This window comes from Pseudomonas sp. ML2-2023-6 (assembly GCF_037055265.1).
GTDB lineage: Bacteria > Pseudomonadota > Gammaproteobacteria > Pseudomonadales > Pseudomonadaceae > Aquipseudomonas > Aquipseudomonas kulmbachensis.
The window spans coordinates 4942260-4958743 of record NZ_CP146347.1; the positions used below are offsets into that span (position 1 = coordinate 4942260).

At 58.6% G+C, this 16484-nt stretch carries 16 protein-coding genes; 7 read left to right on the forward strand and 9 right to left on the reverse strand.

Translation table 11 applies throughout. The features are described 5' to 3' along the window. Positions 1–121: 121 nt before the first annotated feature. Positions 122–433 carry a type II toxin-antitoxin system MqsR family toxin gene (locus tag V6L79_RS22915; RefSeq protein ID WP_338579546.1) on the forward strand — a complete coding sequence of 104 codons (312 nt, stop codon included), beginning with the start codon at positions 122–124 and terminating at the stop codon, positions 431–433. Next, the gene (locus tag V6L79_RS22920) at positions 430–900 is read left to right on the forward strand and encodes a type II toxin-antitoxin system MqsA family antitoxin (protein WP_338579547.1); all 471 of its coding nucleotides are present in this window, start codon (positions 430–432) and stop codon (positions 898–900) included. The genes V6L79_RS22915 and V6L79_RS22920 overlap by 4 nt, the downstream gene beginning before the upstream one ends. A 114-nt stretch (positions 901–1014) precedes the next feature. Here the strand turns inward: V6L79_RS22920 and V6L79_RS22925 are convergent, their stop codons facing one another. From V6L79_RS22925 to V6L79_RS22940, 4 genes are all read right to left on the reverse strand, one after another. Next, positions 1015–1779: an amino acid ABC transporter ATP-binding protein gene (locus tag V6L79_RS22925; protein WP_261739543.1), complete on the reverse strand. Its 765-nt coding sequence runs from the start codon at positions 1777–1779 to the stop codon at positions 1015–1017. A 13-nt stretch (positions 1780–1792) separates the two neighbouring features. After that, positions 1793–2890, reverse strand: a complete 1098-nt coding sequence (locus V6L79_RS22930) for an amino acid ABC transporter permease (RefSeq protein ID WP_261739544.1) — start codon at positions 2888–2890, stop codon at positions 1793–1795. Positions 2891–2900: 10 nt separating this feature from the next. Further along, entirely contained in the window at positions 2901–4082 is a 1182-nt protein-coding gene (locus V6L79_RS22935; protein ID WP_261739545.1) for an amino acid ABC transporter permease, read from the reverse strand. 65 nt (positions 4083–4147) lie between these two features. After that, positions 4148–5176: an amino acid ABC transporter substrate-binding protein gene (locus tag V6L79_RS22940; RefSeq protein ID WP_261739546.1), complete on the reverse strand. Its 1029-nt coding sequence runs from the start codon at positions 5174–5176 to the stop codon at positions 4148–4150. Between the two features lie 421 nt (positions 5177–5597). On the opposite strand from V6L79_RS22940, the gene V6L79_RS22945 reads away from it, so the two are divergent. Next, positions 5598–6254 carry an alpha/beta hydrolase gene (locus tag V6L79_RS22945; protein WP_261739547.1) on the forward strand — a complete coding sequence of 219 codons (657 nt, stop codon included), beginning with the start codon at positions 5598–5600 and terminating at the stop codon, positions 6252–6254. A gap of 84 nt (positions 6255–6338) precedes the next feature. After that, positions 6339–7841: an ATP-dependent RNA helicase RhlB gene (gene rhlB, locus V6L79_RS22950; protein ID WP_321834452.1), complete on the forward strand. Its 1503-nt coding sequence runs from the start codon at positions 6339–6341 to the stop codon at positions 7839–7841. Positions 7842–7973: 132 nt separating this feature from the next. Here the strand turns inward: rhlB and moaE are convergent, their stop codons facing one another. The 3 genes from moaE to moaC are packed head-to-tail and all read right to left on the reverse strand — an operon-like array spanning position 7974 to position 9141. After that, positions 7974–8423 carry a molybdopterin synthase catalytic subunit MoaE gene (moaE, locus tag V6L79_RS22955; RefSeq protein ID WP_338579548.1) on the reverse strand — a complete coding sequence of 150 codons (450 nt, stop codon included), beginning with the start codon at positions 8421–8423 and terminating at the stop codon, positions 7974–7976. Between the two features lie 2 nt (positions 8424–8425). Beyond that, positions 8426–8671, reverse strand: coding sequence for a molybdopterin converting factor subunit 1 (moaD, locus tag V6L79_RS22960; RefSeq protein WP_261739550.1), 246 nt, complete (start codon positions 8669–8671; stop codon positions 8426–8428). Beyond that, complete coding sequence (gene moaC / locus V6L79_RS22965; protein WP_261739551.1) at positions 8668–9141, reverse strand: cyclic pyranopterin monophosphate synthase MoaC; 474 nt, start codon at positions 9139–9141, stop codon at positions 8668–8670. Before moaC ends, moaD begins: the two co-directional genes overlap by 4 nt. A 144-nt stretch (positions 9142–9285) precedes the next feature. On the opposite strand from moaC, the gene V6L79_RS22970 reads away from it, so the two are divergent. Further along, on the forward strand, positions 9286–9732 hold the full coding sequence (locus V6L79_RS22970) for a DMT family transporter (RefSeq protein ID WP_261739552.1): 447 nt from the start codon (positions 9286–9288) through the stop codon (positions 9730–9732). On the opposite strand, the gene V6L79_RS22975 is transcribed toward V6L79_RS22970, so the two are convergent. Further along, complete coding sequence (locus V6L79_RS22975) at positions 9721–10632, reverse strand: LysR family transcriptional regulator (RefSeq protein ID WP_261739553.1); 912 nt, start codon at positions 10630–10632, stop codon at positions 9721–9723. The genes V6L79_RS22970 and V6L79_RS22975 overlap by 12 nt on opposite strands. 41 nt (positions 10633–10673) lie before the next feature. Here V6L79_RS22975 and V6L79_RS22980 point away from each other — a divergent pair, with 41 nt between their 5' ends. Continuing rightward, positions 10674–11807 carry an efflux RND transporter periplasmic adaptor subunit gene (locus V6L79_RS22980; RefSeq protein WP_338579549.1) on the forward strand — a complete coding sequence of 378 codons (1134 nt, stop codon included), beginning with the start codon at positions 10674–10676 and terminating at the stop codon, positions 11805–11807. Next, a complete protein-coding gene (locus V6L79_RS22985; protein WP_338579550.1) occupies positions 11804–14845 on the forward strand; it encodes a MexW/MexI family multidrug efflux RND transporter permease subunit in 3042 nt (1013 codons plus the stop codon). The genes V6L79_RS22980 and V6L79_RS22985 overlap by 4 nt, the downstream gene beginning before the upstream one ends. A gap of 51 nt (positions 14846–14896) precedes the next feature. Here V6L79_RS22985 and V6L79_RS22990 read toward each other — a convergent pair whose 3' ends face one another. Next, complete coding sequence (locus V6L79_RS22990; RefSeq protein ID WP_261739556.1) at positions 14897–16291, reverse strand: PhoH family protein; 1395 nt, start codon at positions 16289–16291, stop codon at positions 14897–14899. Positions 16292–16484: the final 193 nt, after the last annotated feature.

Here is a 16484-nt window from a genome sequence, read left to right on the forward strand (position 1 = left end):
CCTATCCAGACACATCCAGTTGGGCAATCAACTACAGCTTAAAGGCCGCAAAAAAACGATCACTAACCATTGAACAAAAAACCCTTTAAGGGTAATTTAAATCGTATCGAGGCTGCCTCTTATGGAAAAGAAAACACCTCACTACAACCTGCCGTTGATTCAAGCCGATGTTCGACGGCTTGGCGCTGTAGCGTTTACCAAAAGCGCATTTGATGGCGGACGAACCATGGGCCTTACCCTCGCGCAAATGCAGCGGGTCATTGCCACTTTAGAGCGCAGATCACTTTACAAGTCGATGTCGACCCACGCCGACCACAAGGTCTGGCAGGACGTCTATCACGCACAGGCCTACGGTTTGGCCATCTACATCAAGGTGACTTATCGCCCAAGTGGAGGGCCGCCAGTCATCGCTTTCAAGGAAAAAGACCTATGAAAAAACATGACTGCTACACCTGCGGTGCCGGCGATGTGATGCAAGCGTTCAAAGGGCGCAGCTTCAATGTGGACTTCAAGCAGTTGAACCGGATGGTGCACAACCTGGCCGGCTACGAATGCACGGAATGCGCAGAGATCGAATTCGACGCTCCCAGCGCCGAGCGTTATGCCCAGGCGGGTGACGAACTGATTGAAGATGCCAAACAGGTAATGGCAGAAGAGATGAAGCGAATCCGGCGCAAACTGCACTTCACCCAGAAGAGTGCCGTGCAGTTGCTGTCAGGGGGCGGCCACAATGCGTTCAGCCGTTATGAGCGGGCCGAGGTTGAGCCTCCAAAACCATTGTTTGTGCTGATGCGTTTACTCGATCACCATCCCGAACTGGTTCAGGAACTGCCTGCAATCAACGCGTGTGCTGACATCAATGCGCTGCTGGTGCAAAAAGAGCAGCAGCGCCATAAATAAGCCTGTAGCCGCTGCCGTAGGCTGCGATAAGGCCCGAAGGGCCTTCGCCCTTCAACACCGCAAACCCTTCGGGCTCGATCGCAGCCTGCAGCAGCGCCTACAGGTGCTGTTGAATCAATGCAGAATCTGATTCAGGAACAGTTTTGTCCGGTCATTTTGCGGGTTGTCGAAGAAGTCATTCGGCGCGGCCTCTTCTACGATTTCGCCCTTGTCCATAAAGATCACCCGGTTAGCCACGGTGCGGGCAAAGCCCATTTCGTGGGTCACGCAGAGCATGGTCATACCGTCTTCTGCCAGACCGATCATGGTGTCCAATACCTCTTTGACCATCTCCGGGTCGAGCGCTGAAGTCGGCTCATCGAACAGCATGATTTTTGGCTTCATGCATAGCGCCCGGGCAATCGCCACCCGCTGTTGCTGGCCACCCGACAACTGACCCGGGTACTTGTGCGCCTGCTCCGGAATACGCACCCGTTCCAGATAATGCATGGCGATTTCTTCAGCCTTTCGCTTGGGCATCTTGCGCACCCACATCGGTGCCAGCGTGCAGTTCTGCAGGATGGTCAAATGCGGAAAAAGGTTGAAGTGCTGGAACACCATGCCCACTTCGCGGCGTACCGATTCGATCTGCTTGATGTCATTGGTCAGTTCTACACCATCGACCACGATGCGCCCCTGCTGGTGCTCTTCGAGGCGATTGAGGCAGCGGATGGTCGTTGACTTGCCCGACCCCGATGGCCCGCACAACACAATGCGCTCGCCCGGCTGCACATTGAGGTTGATGTCCTTGAGTACGTGGAACTGGCCATACCACTTGTTGACGCCCTGCATCTGAATAATGCCTTCAGCGCTCGCGGTTTTTTTGATTGCTTCACTCATGTCGCACTCCTACCTAACGCTTATGGCCAGTGTCCAGCTTGTGCTCCAGATGCATGGAGTAGCGGGACATACCAAAACAGAAAATCCAGAACACCAACGCTGCAAACACATAGCCTTCGGTCGCCATGCCCAGCCAGGTCGGGTCGGCAGCCGCTTGCTTGACGCTGTTGAGCAGGTCGAACAGGCCGATGATGATCACCAGGCTGGTGTCCTTGAACAGGGCAATAAAGGTGTTGACGATGCCAGGGATCACCAGCTTCAGGGCTTGCGGCAAGATCACCAGGCCCATGCTGCGCCAGTAGCCCAGGCCCATCGCCGCCGCTGCTTCGTACTGCCCTTTGGGAATCGCTTGCAGACCGCCGCGCACCACCTCAGCCACATACGCTGACTGGAACAGAATCACCCCGATCAGGGCCCGCAGCAGCTTGTCAAAGTTCATGCCCTCAGGCAGAAACAGCGGCAGCATCACCGAGGACATAAACAGCACGGTGATCAACGGTACGCCACGCCAGAACTCGATAAAGGTCACGCACACCACGCGAATGGCCGGCATGTCCGAACGTCGTCCCAGCGCCAGCAAAATCCCCAATGGCAAGGCGCCAGCAATACCCACTGTGGCAATAACCAGCGTCAGCATCAGGCCACCCCACTGGCTGGTAGCCACGTTAGTGAGCCCCCAGTGACCGCCGTGCAGCAAGCTGTAAGCCAGAATCGGGTACACCACCAAAAAGCCCAGGCCGTAGATTGCCTTGTGCTTGAAGCGCGAGATAAACAGCGGCGCTGCGCCAATCACGGCCAGCCACACACTCAGATCAACCCGCCAGCGCAACTCGGTAGGGTAATAGCCATACATGAATTGGCCGAAACGCTGCTGGATGAACACCCAGCAGGCGCCGTCCTTGGTGCAGTCAGCCCGCGTGCTACCGACCCAATTGGCATCAAGAATCGTCCAGCTCAGCAGCGGCGGCACGATCAGCCAAATAAGGTAAAAGGCAAACAGGGTGAGCAAGGTGTTGAGCCAGCTGGAAAACAGATTGGCCCGCGCCCAAGCGACAATACCGATGCGGTTACCCGGCGGTGGCATGTCGGGTTTAAAAACATGAGTCGTCATAGTCCCGTCCTCATCGCTCGATCAGCGCAATACGCGTGTTGTACCAATTCATCAGCAGCGAAATGCTGATGCTGATTGCCAGGTACACGCTCATGGTGATGGCAATGACCTCAATCGCTTGCCCGGTCTGGTTAAGTACGGTGCCGGCAAACAGTGAAACCATTTCCGGATATCCGATGCCCGCCGCCAGCGACGAGTTTTTCACCAGGTTCAGGTATTGGCTGGTCAGCGGCGGAATAATCACCCGCAGTGCTTGCGGGATAATTACCTTGCGCAATGTCGGCCCCGGGCGCAGGCCCAGCGAGCGGGCAGCTTCGGTCTGGCCGTGGCTGACCGACTTGATCCCCGAACGCACGATTTCGGCAATGAATGCCGCGGTGTACACCGTCAACGCAATGGTCAGCGCCAGCAGCTCAGGGATAAGCACCCAACCACCGACAAAGTTGAAGCCCTTGAGTTGCGGCATTTCCCAATGCACCGGAGTGCCAAACAGCAACACGCACAAGCCCGGAATCACCAGCATCAGTGCCAGCCCGACCCAAAACTTGTGAAATGGCACACCGGTCTCTTCGAAGCGCTGGTTGGCCCGGCGAACCATCAGCACCACAGCCACAATCGCCAGCAGCACACTGGCCATAAACGGCCAAAAGGCCTCGGTGCCCACGGCTGCCGGCATGTTCAGGCCACGGCTGCTCATATAGAAAATGTCAGCAAAGTTGTGGCTGTTGCGTGGCCCCGGCATGGTCAGAAAGACCGCGAAGTACCAGAACAGAATTTGCAGCAGAGGAGGAATATTGCGAAAGACCTCGACGTAAACCGTTGCCAGTTTGCTGATCATCCAGTTCGACGATAACCGCGCGATACCCACGATAAAACCGAGAATCGTCGCCAGAACGATACCGATCACTGACACCAGCAAGGTGTTGAGCAAACCGATCAGAAAGACCCGGGAGTAGCTGTCGGACTCGGTGTAATCAATCAGATGCTGCGCAATGCCAAATCCGGCACTGCGTTGAAGAAAGTCAAAACCTGAAGTAATGCCACGGTGCTGGAGGTTGGTCTGGGTGTTGTTGAACAGATACCAGCCCATAAACACCACCAGTGCGACGGTGATGATCTGGAATAACCACCCACGCACACGCGGATCGCCGAGGCTGAGCCTGGGCTTTGGTGCGCCGACTTTAGTTTGCATGAAGTGCCCCTAAAAATGGATCAAACAACATCACCCGGCAGTTGGCCTACCGGGTGAAAGGGCTATCAGCGCACGGGTGGTGCGTATTGAATGCCGCCGTTATTCCACAGAGCGTTCAGCCCGCGGTCGATGGCCAGAGGAGTGCTTTTGCCGAGGTTTTTCTCGAAGACTTCGCCGTAGTTACCGACCTGGCTGACAATCTGTACCACCCAGTCTTTTGGCAGTTTCAGGTCTTTGCCGTACTCGCCGTCAGCACCCAGCAAGCGGGCAACATCCGGGTTTTTGGTCGACTTGGCTTCAGCCACGACGTTTTTGGAGGTGATACCTGCTTCTTCTGCATTGAGCATGGCGAACAGAGTCCACTTCACAATACTGAACCAGTCTTCGTCGCCTTTACGCACTACAGGGCCCAGAGGCTCCTTGGAGATGGTTTCAGGCAATACCACGTAGTCATTTGGGTTCGCCAGTTTGGTGCGCTGTGCGTACAACTGCGACTTGTCGGAGGTCAACACGTCGCAACGACCGCTTTCCAGCGACTTGGCGCTTTCATCAGAGGTGTCGAAGGTGATCGGGGTGTACTTCAGATTATTCGCGCGGAAGTAATCCGAGACGTTCAGCTCGGTAGTCGTACCAGCCTGGATACAGATAGTTGCACCGTCCAGTTCCTTGGCACTTTTTACGCCCAGCTTGTTGTTGACCAAAAAGCCAACACCGTCGTAGTAGGTCACGCCCGCAAACACCATGCCCATGCCCGCGTCACGGGAGCTGGTCCAGGTGGTGTTGCGCGACAGCACGTCAACTTCGCCTGACTGCAGCGCGGTGAAACGTTCCTTGGCGTTCAACTGGCTGAACTTGACCTTGGTTGCATCGCCAAATACCGCTGCGGCCACTGCGCGGCAAATATCGGCATCAATGCCCAGGATCTTGCCGTTTTTGTCAGGTACCGAAAAACCCGGCAACCCGTCGCTGACGCCACACTGCACAAAGCCTTTCTTTTTGACGCCGTCCAGGGTTGCGCCTGCGTGGGCAAAGCCACTGACACTCAACACGATGGCTGCGGTGGCCAGAGCCAGGGTGGATTTCAACTGCTTCATTCAAACCTCCAGTACTGCGCTTTTATTGTGTTTGAACAAGACCCGCCGCCCCCTTGTGAGGCAATGTTGACCCGTGTTGGCTTTTATTGGGTCAAGCGGCATAAGTCTTGAGCGATGGGTGCATCGCACGAACCGTCAAACTGAAGCGCTCACTTGAGCTGTTGAATTCCTTGTCTAACTTCAACCTCGGGATTTTTGCTGTCCCCCCATCGGCAGTAGCCTGTTAGTGTTACCGCCGAAGGTGAACGCATTCACGTCCCTGTCCACATAGCAAAGCGCGTACCACACCAGCTGCTTAAGTAAGTTCAGTACGTAATGCTGGAAAAAACGTTCAAGCAAGCGACATTTTCTGTAATTTTTCACCGATCGAGCACTTTTGTAGCGCACCCGGTTTGCGCACATGCACAACGATGGAGCAGCCATGACCCAACCTCTGATTATCCAACCCCAAAAGACTGCGGACGCCTGTGTTATCTGGCTCCATGGCTTGGGTGCCGACCGTTATGACTTCATGCCGGTGGCCGAAATCCTGCAGCAGTCGCTTTTGACTACACGCTTTGTATTGCCCCAGGCACCGACCCGCGCCGTGACCATTAATGGCGGTTATGCCATGCCGAGTTGGTATGACATCAAAGCCATGAGCCCTGCCCGCTCCATCTGCGAAGAAGAGCTGGAAGAGTCGGCTGACATGGTCATTCAATTGATCGAAGCCCAGCGCCAGAGCGGTATCGACGCCAATCGGATTTTCCTCGCCGGTTTCTCCCAGGGTGGTGCCGTGGTGTTCCACACTGCTTATTTGAAATGGCAGGGACCATTGGGTGGCGTACTTGCCCTTTCCACCTATGCACCGACGTTCAGCGATGTGCTGCCATTGTCCGCCAGCCAGCAACGTATCCCGGCCCTGTGCCTACATGGGCAGTACGATGATGTAGTCCAAAACGCTATGGGCCGTACGGCTTATGAGCGTTTAAAGGCAGCAGGCGTAGCAGTTACATGGCAGGAATACCCAATGGGCCACGAAGTGTTACCCGAGGAAATTCGCGACATCGGGGCCTGGCTGACGAAACGTCTGACCTAAAACCGAAACATCCTGTCGTTCACTACGCCGAGCACCCGACTTGCATTACACTGCCCGGCGTACACTCCTTAACCAACTGATGAGATGACCGTGCTCAAAGCACTCAAAAAAATATTCGGTAAAAGCGAGGCTGAGCCGCTCGCGCCAGCTTCCGTTACACCTTCGAGCAACACCAGCCCGCGAACCGACGCGCAACAGCCTGGTCGTTCTGCTCCTGCTCCTGCTCCAGCCCCAGCGCCGGTGACCACTCCTGACGCACAGCCCGCGGATGAACAACCGCGTATCGAAAAGCCTAAAGTTGCAAAACCACGGCGCGAAGTGGCCCCCAAGCCACCGGTCATTCCCTGGAAACTCGAAGACTTTGCGGTCGAGCCACAAGAAGGCAAAGTCCGCTTTCACGATTTCAAGCTCGCCCCCGAGCTGATGCACGCCATTCAAGACCTCGGTTTCCCGTATTGCACGCCGATCCAGGCGGGCGTGCTGGGCTACACCCTGAGCGGTCGCGATGCGATTGGTCGGGCCCAGACTGGCACCGGCAAAACCGCTGCGTTCCTGATCTCGATCATCAGCCAATTGACCCAGACCCCGCCGCCCAAAGAGCGTTACATGGGTGAGCCACGTGCACTGATCATCGCGCCGACCCGCGAGTTGGTGGTGCAAATCGCCAAGGACGCGGCCGACCTGACCAAATACACCGACCTCAACGTCATGACGTTTGTCGGCGGTATGGACTTCGACAAACAGCTCAAGCAGCTTGAAGCGCGTCATTGCGACATTCTGGTCGCCACACCGGGCCGTCTGCTGGACTTCAACCAGCGCGGCGAAGTGCATCTGGACATGGTCGAAGTGATGGTGCTCGACGAAGCCGACCGCATGCTGGATATGGGTTTCATTCCGCAAGTGCGCCAGATCATTCGTCAAACGCCGCAGAAAGCCGAACGTCAAACGCTGCTGTTTTCCGCGACCTTTACCGAGGACGTGATGAACCTGGCCAAGCAATGGACTACCGACCCTGCCATCGTCGAAATCGAAGCGCTCAACGTCGCCAGCGATATGGTTGAGCAGCACGTGTATGCCGTTGCCGGTGCCGACAAATACAAGTTGTTGTTCAACCTGGTGAACGACAACGGCTGGGAGCGCGTCATCGTGTTCGCCAACCGCAAGGACGAAGTGCGCCGCATAGAAGAGCGCCTGGTACGTGACGGCATCAACGCTGCCCAGCTATCGGGCGACGTGCCGCAACACAAGCGCATCAAGACGCTGGAAGGCTTTCGTGAAGGCAAGATCCGCGTGCTGGTGGCCACCGACGTCGCAGGTCGCGGAATTCATATCGACGGCATCAGCCACGTAATCAACTTCACCCTGCCTGAAGTGCCGGACGATTACGTGCACCGCATTGGCCGTACTGGCCGCGCAGGTGCCAGCGGGGTTTCCATCAGCTTTGCCGGTGAAGACGACTCGTATCAACTGCCGTCGATCGAAGCCTTGCTGGGTCGCAAAATCAGCTGCGAAACGCCGCCAACCGAATTGCTGCGCCCGGTGGTACGAGCGGTACGCAAACCGCACGATCCGGATGCAATCGCGTAATACGCTGAATCGGTAGTTACTCTGTAGCCGCTGTCGAGGCACGAGGCTGCGATGGGTTGCGAAGCGGCAACGCTTTTTGAAGGGCCTGGCTCCCTTATCGCAGCCTTCGGCAGCGGCTACAAAGCTCGTTAGCTACTTCCAGCGATCTGCCGCCACTTCGTCGCTGGCCCGCCCTTCAACCCAGTGCGGGCCGTCAGCGGTCTGTTCTTTTTTCCAGAACGGGGCGCGGGTCTTCAGGTAGTCCATCACAAACGCACAAGCGTCAAACGCCGCCTGGCGATGGGTACTGGCCACTCCCACAAACACGATCGGCTCACCCGGCTCCAGCGCACCCACCCGGTGCAGCACTTCAAGCTTGAGCAACGGCCAGCGTTGTTCCGCTTCAACCATGATCTTGGCCAGGGCCTTTTCGGTCATGCCAGGATAGTGTTCCAGAAACATCCCCGCCACATCACGCCCTTCATTGAAGTCGCGCACATAACCGACAAAGCTCACCACCGCCCCCACGCCCAGATTGGCCGCGTGCAGTGCATTGACTTCAGCGCCAGGGTCAAAGGTCGCCGCTTGTACCCGAATCGCCATGCTCAGCCTCCGGTCACGGGAGGGAAGAAGGCGACTTCATCGCCGTCTACCAGCGGTTCATCCAGTTTGCACAGTTCTTCGTTGCGCGCACACATCAGGTTGGACTCGGCCAGCACCTGCCAGGCGCCACCGCGTTGCGCCAGGTGCGCCCGCAGCTGTTCGATGGACGCAAACTCACCGTCCACCGACTCGCCATCCAGCCCCAGCGCCTCACGGTAACGAGCAAAGAAAACGACGTTGAGCTTCATGACGCGTCTGCCTGAAAGTGCCCGCTCTTGCCGCCGAGCTTCTCCAGTACCCGCACACTTTCGATGGTCATGCCGCGATCCACCGCCTTGCACATATCATAAATCGTCAGGGCCGCCACGCTGGCAGCGGTCAGGGCTTCCATCTCGACACCGGTCTGCCCGGACAACTTGCAACGCGCCACGATCAGCACCGCATCAGTGCCTTGAGCACTGAGTTCAACCTTGACGCTGGTGAGCATCAGCGGATGGCACAGCGGGATCAGGTCCGAAGTTTTCTTGGCCGCCTGAATCCCGGCAATCCGCGCCACGGCAAACACGTCACCCTTGGGGTGGCCACCACTGACGATCATGTCCAGGGTTTCAGGGCGCATGCGCACCACGGCTTGTGCCAGCGCCTCACGGGATGTCACCGCTTTATCGGTGACATCAACCATGTTGGCGCGGCCTTGAGAATCTAAATGAGTCAGCACAGGGGGTACTCCAAACAGGAGCAAGGAGTGTAAACCCGAGAATTGGTTAAGACCATCGACCCCGCGAATACCGCGCATCAGAACATCGAATTGGCCGCCTGCCGGCATTCGCCGTACAACGGTTGAAACTTCGGAGCCGTCCTTATGCCTCTTTTTGTTGTCATTGCCCTGAGCCTGTTTGCAGGCTTTGCCGTGCCCTTGCAGGCTGGCAGCAACGCCCGGCTTGGCGTTGTGCTCGGCCACCCGTTTTGGGCCACGGTGATTTCGTTGCTGGTCAGTGGCGTGGCCATTGCGCTGGTGATGCTGATCGTGAAAGTGCCCCGCCCCAACCTCGCGGCGCTGCTCACCGGCCCTTGGTGGATCTGGCTCGGAGGCCTGGCCGGGGTGTTTTACATCACCGTCGCACTGATCACCGTGCCGCGTCTGGGAGCACTGAATTTCATCATGGCGGTGGTGGTGGGCCAGCTGATTATTTCGCTGGTGATTGATTATTTTGGCTTGCTCGGCCTGCCCAAAAACAGCCCGAGCCTGCAGAAAATTCTGGGGGTGAGTGTGGTGCTGGCAGGGTTTGTCATTGCCTCACGGGGTTGAAGGCGCGCTTACCTGTTTGACCAGCTCACGCAGCCAACGATGGGCCGGATCCTGATTAAACCGCTGGTGCCAGACCTGCACATAGTTGAACGGCGCCACGGTCAGCGGCGGAGGTATCGCCACCAGCGTGTCCCCCAGCGGCACGTTGTCCAGAGTGCGGGTGGCCACGGTGAGGATCAGATCGGTGCCGGCAATCATCCCCGGCGCGGTGCCCCAGTGGGGAACGTTGACCGCCACCCGCCGCTGCAGCCCCCGGGCGCGCAAAACGTTGTCGACCTCGCCCTGGGTGTTGCCATCCATCGACACCAACAAATGCGGACGCGCCAGATAGCTGTCCAGGTCGAGCACGCCACTATCGGGCAACGAACGACGGTTAAGCAGGCAGGTAAAGGTTTCTTCGAACAGTACGTCGCAGCTGATATCCGCCGGCAGCGTCGCAAACACCCCCACGGCCAGGTCGATTTTGCCCTGTTCGATTTGCTCCAGCATGCCCAGGCGGCTGTCCTGAATCACCACCAGCGAGGTGTCCGGCGCCAGCTTGCGCAGTTGCACCAGCAATTTGGGCAGCACGATAGCGGCGCCGTAATCGGACATCGCCACGCGAAAGGTGCGCTGCGAGTCTGCCGGCACAAAGTCGATGGACTGGCCAAGCAAGGTCTCGATCTGGCCGAGCACGGCCTTGAGCGGCGCCTGGAGGTTTTGCGCCAGGGCACTGAGCACCACCTCATTGCCCTGGCGAATCAGTAACGGGTCATCCAGCAGCAGCCTGAGCTTGTTCAGCGAGTGGCTGATGGCCGGCTGGCTCAGATGCAAGCGAACACCGGTGCGGGTCACGTGTTTTTCCGTGAGCAACGCATCAAGCACCACCAGCAGATTCAAATCGATATTGCGCAGTAACACTCCGACTCTCCTGTCATTAGCCCACTCCAAGGGAGCGCTGCATGCTAGATCCCACACCCTCCACTGCCACGGCGCGTAACACGCGCCAGCTTACCCCACGCAACGCCCTTTACGGGTTTTCAGGCCTGATGCTGATCCTGATCTTCTGGGCTGTATGGCGCTGGCAACAACCGGCACCCGCCGCGTATGAGGTCGCGCCGGTCAAGGTGGCCGTGGCCATGGTCAGCAACCAGCCGTTTATCCGTTATCTGGACGCGATTGGCGAGCTGGAAGCGGTGCAGGAAGTCAGCGTGCCCGCCGAGATCGGCGGGCGGATCGTCGAGCTGCCCATTGAATCCGGGCAAAGAGTCACCCGCGGGCAAGTTCTGCTGCGCCTCAACGATGCGCCCGAGCGTGGCCAACTGGTGCGCTTGCAGGGCCAACTGGACAACACCCGGGTACGCCTTGAGCGGATGAAAAAACTGATCGGTTCCAATGCCATTTCCCGGGAAGCGCTGGACAACGCCCAAGCCGAATACACCACCGCCCGCGGTGCTGTTCAGGGGCTGGTGGCACAGATAGAGCAGCGCACCATCAGGGCACCGTTCGACGGCACTTTGGGCATTCGTAAAGTCCATTTAGGCCAGTACGTGAACCCCGGCGATACCCTGATCAACCTGATCGGCAACAAGGGCCTTTACGTCAATTTCAGTGTGCCCGAGCAGGCCCTGCCCCACTTCGCCACCGGCAAAAGCCTGCTGGTCGAACTCGATGCCCTGCCCCATCAACCGCTGACGGCCGTGGTCAGCAGCATCGATCCGTTCCTTGAGCGTTCCCGTACCGCCAGCGTGCAGGCACACCTGAAAAACCCGCCAAGTGCTGCTCTGCCGCGCATGTTTGCCAGGGTGCGCTTGCCCCAGCCGCTGCCCGAAAACACCTTGAGCGTGCCAGAAACGGCAGTGACCTACAGCGCGTATGGCGAAGACCTCTATGTCGTGCAACCTGCAGGCATACCCACTGTGCGCCGGGTCTCGGTCGAGACCGGCGAGCGCCGCGAGGGTTGGGTGGTGATCACCCGGGGGGTGGCGCCGGGGGATCAAGTGGTGATCTCCGGTCAGATCAAACTCAGCGATGGCGCACGTATCGAGCCCATTACCGACAGCGTACTGGCCGTTGACGCAGGAGCCATCGAGTGAAGTTCACAGATATGTTCGTCCGCCGCCCGGTGCTCGCGCTGGTGGTCAGCCTGATGATCCTGCTGGCCGGGCTCAAAGCCTATATGGGTTTGCCCGTGCGCCAGTACCCGTTGCTGGAAAGCTCCGTGATCACCGTCAGCACCGACTACCCCGGGGCCCCGGCCGAACTGATGCAGGGCTTTGTTACCCAGCCCATCAACCAGTCGCTGGCCTCGGTGGAAGGCGTCGACTACATCAGCTCATCCTCGGTGCAGGGCCATAGCCTGGTGACGTTGCGCATGGCGCTGAACCAGGACTCGGCCAAGGCCATGAGCGAGGTGATCGCCAAGGTCAACCAGGTCAAGTATCGCTTGCCGGAACAGGCCTACGACCCGGTGATCGAGCGCTCGGCCGGTGAGTCCACCGCCGTGGCGTATGTCGGTTTTACCAGCGACATCCTCTCGGCCGCAGCCCTAAGCGACTACCTGAGCCGGGTGGTGCAGCCCTTGTTCGCCACGATTGCAGGCGTGGCCAAGGTCGATACCTTTGGCGGCCAGCGCCTGGCCATGCGCCTGTGGCTCGACCCGCAACGCATGGCCGGCCATGGCATCAGCGCCGCCGAGGTCGAACAGGCGATCCGCGCCAACAACTTCCAGGCCGCCCCGGGGCAAATCAAAGGGCAATACGTGGTGTCATCGATTCAGGTCAACAGCGACCTCACCACCCTAGACGAATTTCGCGACCTGGTGATCAGCAATCGTGGGGACCGCCTGCTACGCCTGCGCGATATTGCCGAGATCGAGCTGGGCTCGGCCGCCTACGAAACCAGCGCCCTGATGGACGGCAAACCCGCGGTGCATCTGGGGCTGTACGCCACGCCCGGGGGCAACCCGCTGGGAATTGTCGAGGGCATCAAACGCCTGTTGCCGGACATCCAGAAAACCCTGCCACCCGGGGTCGAAGCCGCACTTGCGTTCGAAACCGCGCACTTTATCGAAGCCTCGATTGTGGAAGTGATCCAGACCCTGCTCGAAGCGATCCTGATTGTAGTGCTGATCATTTTCCTGTGCCTGGGCTCATGGCGCACGGTGCTGATCCCGATCCTCAGCATCCCGCTGTCGATCCTCGGCGCCCTGGCCTTGATGGCGTTATTTGGCTTCAGCATCAACCTGCTGACGCTGCTGGCGATGGTGCTGGCCATCGGGCTGGTGGTGGACGACGCGATTGTGGTCACCGAAAACATCCACCGCCATATCAAGGAAGGCCTCGCCCCGCTTGAGGCTGCGCTGATTGGCGCCCGTGAAATCGCCTCACCGGTGATCGCCATGACTGTCACCCTGGCCGCGGTATACATGCCCATCGGCCTGATGAATGGCCTGACCGGCGCACTGTTCAAGGAGTTCGCCCTGACTCTGGCCGGCGCGGTGCTCGTGTCAGGAGTGATCGCCCTCACGCTGACCCCGGTGATGTGCGCAAAACTGCTGCCGGCCGGACAAGACGAAGGCGCCATGGGCATGCTGGCCGAGGGGTTCTTCCACCGTTTATCGCGGCGTTATCAGCGAGGCTTGCTGCTGTCATTGCGCAAGCGCGGCGTGGTCCTGGGCTTTGCCGTGCTGATCCTGCTCAGCCTGCCACTGCTCTACGGCCAGGCCGCAAAAGAACTGGCGCCCAATGAAGACCAGGGCAACCTGCTGCTGGCGATCAAATCCCCGCAACACGCCAACCTCGACTTTGTTGAGCGCTATGCCGCGCAATTGAGTGGCGTCCTCGGTGCCATCCCCGAAGCTACCGGCACCTGGATCATCAACGGCACCGACGGTGTGGCGGCCAGCTATGCCGGAGTCAATTTCAAGGAATGGAACCAGCGCGGGCGCAGCGCAGCGCAGATCCAGACGCAATTGCAGCAGCGGGTCGACGGCGTGGAAGGCAATGCCATCTTCGTCTTCCAGATGCCGGCGCTGCCCGCCTCCACCGGTGGTTTGCCGGTACAACTGGTGATCCGCAGCACCGAGGATTACCGCTCGCTGTACCTGGCCATGGAACAGCTGAAGCAGCAGGCCCGGGCCAGCGGGTTGTTCGCCGTGGTCGACAGTGACCTGGCGTTCAACAACCCGGTGACCGAGGTGCGGATCGACCGCAACAAGGCCAACAGCCTGGGTATCCGCCTGCAAGACATCGCCAGCACCCTGGCAATACTGGTCGGCGAAAACTACACCAACCGCTTCGCGATGCAGGGCCGCTCCTATGATGTGATCGCGCAAACCGGGGCCAGCCAGCGCCTGACGCCCGAGGCCTTGAACGGCTTCTACCTCGCCACCGATACCGGGGTGCAAGTACCGCTGGCCACCGTGGTCAGCCTGCACAGCGATATCCAGCCCAACCGCCTGAAACAGTTCAACCAGCAAAATTCGGCAACCTTCCAGGGCATCGCGGCACCCGGCGTGAGCCTGGGCCAGGCCGTGGCTTTTTTGACCGAACACAGCAAGCAATTGCCCGCCAGCTTCAGCCATGACTGGCAGTCCGATTCGCGGCAATTTATCCACGAAGGCAACGCGCTGATGCTGACCTTTGTGTTCGCCCTGATCGTGATTTACATGGTGCTGGCGGCGCAGTACGAAAGCCTGCGCGACCCGCTGATCATCCTGATCACCGTACCGCTGTCGATCTGCGGCGCCCTGATCCCGCTGGCACTGGGCTGGGCCACGCTCAACATCTACACCCAGATCGGCCTGGTGACGTTGATCGGGCTGATCAGCAAGCACGGGATCCTGATGGTCGAGTTTGCCAATGAACTGCAAGCCGCTACGGGCTGCTCACCGGCCAACGCCATCATCCGCTCGGCCCGCATCCGCTTGCGGCCAATCCTGATGACCACCGCCGCCATGGTGGTCGGCCTGGTGCCCTTGCTGTTTGCCAGCGGCGCAGGGGCCAGCAGCCGCTTCGGACTGGGCACCGTGATTGTCGTGGGGATGGTGGTGGGGACGCTGTTTACGTTGTTTGTACTGCCGTCGATCTACAGCCTGATCTCCAGAAGACACACGCCGGCTCCCTCCCCCTGAAACGCAACCGGGCGGCTCAAGGCCGCCCGGGTCAGGGTTAAACCAGCAAGGTTACAAATGCGATTCGGCGTATTCGGCCAGAATCGAGCGAGGCACCCCTTGCAGGGCAATGTGCACCCCGTTGGGGAAGTCTTTGAAACGCTCCGTCAGGTAGGTCAGCCCCGAGCTGGTGGCCGACAGGTACGGCGTATCGATCTGTGCCAGGTTGCCCAGGCACACCACTTTGGAACCGGCGCCCGCACGGGTGATGATGGTTTTCATCTGGTGCGGCGTGAGGTTTTGACACTCATCGATCAAGATCAGGCTCTGCTGGAAGCTGCGACCACGAATGTAGTTCAGGGATTTGAACTGCAACGGCACCTTGCTCAGGATGTAGTCGACGCTGCCGTGGGTGTTTTCATCCTCCATGTGCAGGGCTTCAAGGTTGTCGGTGATAGCCCCCAGCCAAGGCTCCATCTTCTCGGCTTCGGTGCCCGGCAAGAAGCCGATTTCCTGATCCAGCCCTTGCACGCTGCGGGTACAGATAATCCGCCGGTAGCGCTTGCTGACCATGGTTTGTTCAATCGCGGCCGCCAGCGCCAGGATGGTTTTACCCGAACCCGCCGCACCCGACAGGTTGACCAGATGAATATCCGGGTCGAGCAAAGCAAACAGCGCCAGCCCCTGATAAATATCCCGAGGCTTGAGCCCCCAGGCTTCCTGGTGCAGCAGTGGCTCCTGGTGCATGTCGAGAATCAGCAGCTGGTCCTTGCGCACCTCTTTGATCCAGCCGACAAAGCCCTGCTCATCAATGATGAATTCATTGATATGCACCGAGGGCAGGTTTTCGTTCATCTGCACCTGATGCCAGGTACGGCCATGACCTTGGCGGGTCTCGACCTTGTTGACGCGGTCCCAGAACGAACCGGTCATGGTGTGGTAACCACGCGACAGCATCGATACGTCGTCAACCAACTGGTCGGTGCTGTAATCCTCGGACTCGATCCCGCAAGCCCGGGCCTTGAGGCGCATGTTGATGTCTTTGGTCACCAGCACAACACGCAACTTCGGTTCGCGGGCGTGCAGGTCAATCAACTGGTTGATGATGATGTTGTCGTTGAGGTTTTCTGGCAGCAGCGTGTTGGGCTCGCGCCGCTTGCTCATCATGATCGACAGAAAGCCTTTGGGCGCGCCTTTGCCACGCTGGATCGGCACACCCTTTTCGACATCTTCAGGGCTGGCAACTCCCAGCAACTGATCAATCAAACGGATAGCCTGACGACACTCCGCGGCCACCAGCAGCTTGCCGGTTTTGAGTTTGTCGAGCTCTTCGAGCACCGTCATGGGGATCGCGACGTGATGTTCCTCGAAGTTCAGCAATGCGTTTGGATCGTGAATCAGTACGTTGGTATCGAGCACATAAAGGATTGGCTGGTTGGAAGAAGGAGTGCGTCCGTGATCATCCATACTCGGTCACCTTTTTGGGAGCCATTCGACGCAATACCACAACAGTTCTGCGCCTCGGAGTGACTGCCGTAATTACCCTGCCCGGTGGGTCTTGGAAGACGCCACCTGTGTTGCAGGTTTCGGCCGTCTGTCTTCGTAATACTCCTAAATGTGTGACAAAAAAAAGCTTTTTTAGCGAATAGGCAATTTATTT

Excerpts from the sequence above, each read along its gene's own strand:
- V6L79_RS22915 (WP_338579546.1), top strand. The coding sequence starts at position 122 with ATGGAAAAGAAAACACCTCACTACAACCTGCCGTTGATTCAAGCCGAT.
- V6L79_RS22920 (WP_338579547.1), top strand. The coding sequence starts at position 430 with ATGAAAAAACATGACTGCTACACCTGCGGTGCCGGCGATGTGATGCAA.
- V6L79_RS22925 (WP_261739543.1), bottom strand. The coding sequence starts at position 1,779 with ATGAGTGAAGCAATCAAAAAAACCGCGAGCGCTGAAGGCATTATTCAG.
- V6L79_RS22930 (WP_261739544.1), bottom strand. The coding sequence starts at position 2,890 with ATGACGACTCATGTTTTTAAACCCGACATGCCACCGCCGGGTAACCGC.
- V6L79_RS22935 (WP_261739545.1), bottom strand. The coding sequence starts at position 4,082 with ATGCAAACTAAAGTCGGCGCACCAAAGCCCAGGCTCAGCCTCGGCGAT.
- V6L79_RS22940 (WP_261739546.1), bottom strand. The coding sequence starts at position 5,176 with ATGAAGCAGTTGAAATCCACCCTGGCTCTGGCCACCGCAGCCATCGTG.
- V6L79_RS22945 (WP_261739547.1), top strand. The coding sequence starts at position 5,598 with ATGACCCAACCTCTGATTATCCAACCCCAAAAGACTGCGGACGCCTGT.
- rhlB (WP_321834452.1), top strand. The coding sequence starts at position 6,339 with ATGACCGTGCTCAAAGCACTCAAAAAAATATTCGGTAAAAGCGAGGCT.
- moaE (WP_338579548.1), bottom strand. The coding sequence starts at position 8,423 with ATGGCGATTCGGGTACAAGCGGCGACCTTTGACCCTGGCGCTGAAGTC.
- moaD (WP_261739550.1), bottom strand. The coding sequence starts at position 8,671 with ATGAAGCTCAACGTCGTTTTCTTTGCTCGTTACCGTGAGGCGCTGGGG.
- V6L79_RS22970 (WP_261739552.1), top strand. The coding sequence starts at position 9,286 with ATGCCTCTTTTTGTTGTCATTGCCCTGAGCCTGTTTGCAGGCTTTGCC.
- V6L79_RS22980 (WP_338579549.1), top strand. The coding sequence starts at position 10,674 with ATGCTAGATCCCACACCCTCCACTGCCACGGCGCGTAACACGCGCCAG.
- V6L79_RS22990 (WP_261739556.1), bottom strand. The coding sequence starts at position 16,291 with ATGGATGATCACGGACGCACTCCTTCTTCCAACCAGCCAATCCTTTAT.